Origin of the sequence: Streptococcus mitis (assembly GCF_001074635.1) — a bacterium.
In the GTDB taxonomy this organism is placed as follows: domain Bacteria; phylum Bacillota; class Bacilli; order Lactobacillales; family Streptococcaceae; genus Streptococcus; species Streptococcus mitis_E.
In genome coordinates this window covers 1-1819 of the sequence record NZ_JUQO01000153.1, presented here as the reverse complement: position 1 = coordinate 1819, position 1819 = coordinate 1, and the positions used below count along the sequence as shown (strand labels likewise).

The 1819-nt window shown below is 33.3% G+C and carries 2 protein-coding genes; both read left to right on the top strand.

Annotated features, from left to right (window positions below; genetic code table 11):
• Positions 1-96 precede the first annotated feature (96 nt).
• Entirely contained in the window at positions 97-369 is a 273-nt protein-coding gene (locus ADI58_RS10315; RefSeq protein WP_053092664.1) for a glycosyltransferase family 2 protein, read from the top strand.
• A gap of 13 nt (positions 370-382) precedes the next feature.
• Positions 383-1819: glycosyltransferase family 2 protein (locus ADI58_RS10395; RefSeq protein ID WP_065428657.1), on the top strand; the 1437-nt coding region annotated here is incomplete at its 3' end.

Below are 1819 nucleotides of genomic sequence, written 5' to 3'. Positions count from 1 at the left end.
CAATCAAGCAAAAGAAGCAGGACTTCAAAATACGGAAATTTTTAAACGCTATGCAGAATTTATAAGTTTATTAGAATAGTGAGAAATGAAATAAAGATGAATAATGAATTGATCAGTATTATTGTTCCAATTTATAATACAGAGAAGTATTTGCGTCAGTGTTTGGATAGTATTATCAATCAGACTTATACTAATTTTGAAGTGTTACTCGTTAACGATGGTTCACCAGATGGTTCTGCTGCTATCTGTCAGGAGTATGTAAAGAATGATAGTCGTTTCCGTTATTTTGAAAAAGAAAATGGCGGAGTATCTTCTGCCCGTAACCTAGGACTCGAACGTTCGGGGGGGGGCATACATTACTTTTATTGATTCAGACGATTGGGTGGAGTCAAATCATCTAGAAGCCCTTTTAAAAGGCATAAAGGAAAATAACACTGATATAGCTGTTTCAAAACATAAATCTTTTAATACAGAAGATGGTTTCTTTTATTTTCCTGCATATTCTAATCAAAACCAAAATGATCTTTGTATTAAAAAGAAGCAAATACGTCCATTTTTAGAGCTATTTCCGAAATTAAATTACTTAACTCATGATTTTGCTTGTATTGCTTCAAAGTTATTTAAAAAATCATTAACCCAAAATTTATTCTTAGATGAAAAACTGTCACAGAGTGAAGATTTAGATTATTTCTTTAAATTATATTTGCGAGCAGAAAGTATTGTTTATATAGATGAAGTAACGTATATATACGTACAACATGGTCAGAATGCGAGTCATCATCCTTCGGAAACATCTGCTCTTTGCGACATAAAAGTCCATTGGAATATGTTAGATTTTATAAATGAATTAAACATTCCTAATTATTATTATTTGGAAAGGATAAAGCATCTACTATCCTATTGGAAAGATAGTTTTCCAGATTCAAAAGACATTAAGGTGTATGAAACTAAGGTAGCCAATTTAGAAAATGATATTACTTATCCTCAGCCATTAATTAGTCTAGTCATTCCAATTTATAATGTTGAGAATTATCTATGGAGCTGTTTGGATAGCATTGCTAAACAGACTTATTCAAATATAGAAGTTTTGTTGGTTAACGATGGTTCACCAGATGATTCTAGTTCTATCTGTCAAGAGTTTGTTGCGAAGGATAGTCGTTTTCGTTATATTGAAAAGGAAAATGGTGGCTTATCAGATGCTCGAAATGCTGGGATTGCTGAGGCGAAAGGGGAATTTATATCCTTTGTTGATTCAGATGACTGGATAGAACCGACTTATGTAGAGGATTTGTACCGAGCAGCCTTGTTTAATGATGCTGAAGTAGTTGTATCCAATTATCAAGAATTTCATCAAGAACGCAATGTTTATTTGATTCATCTCTTTGAAGATTATTATGAGACTCATTATAGTGGAGAGGAAGTCATCCAGCAACTTCCCCTATTAGAACGTAAGGATTTATCCTTTAAAACAAGCTGGGGAATTTTGTTTGCGCGTAGATTGTTTGATACGATTTCTTTTCCTAAAGGGAAAACGATTGAAGATACTCGTACTAATTATCGTCTTTTTGCAGAGTCATGTCGTTCGACCTATATCCATAAGGCTCTTTATAATTATAGAGTAGGAGTGGATAGTATTAGCAGTAGGATAACCGAAAAGTTGCTAGTAGATGTTTTAGAATGTTTGATGGAACGAATGGCGGTTTATGCTATTAAAGGCTGGAATGTAGCAGATGAAAGAGAAAATATAGTAACGGACCTAAGGATGCGTTACAATCAAGCAAAAGAAGCAGGACTTCAAAATACGGAAATTTTTAAACGC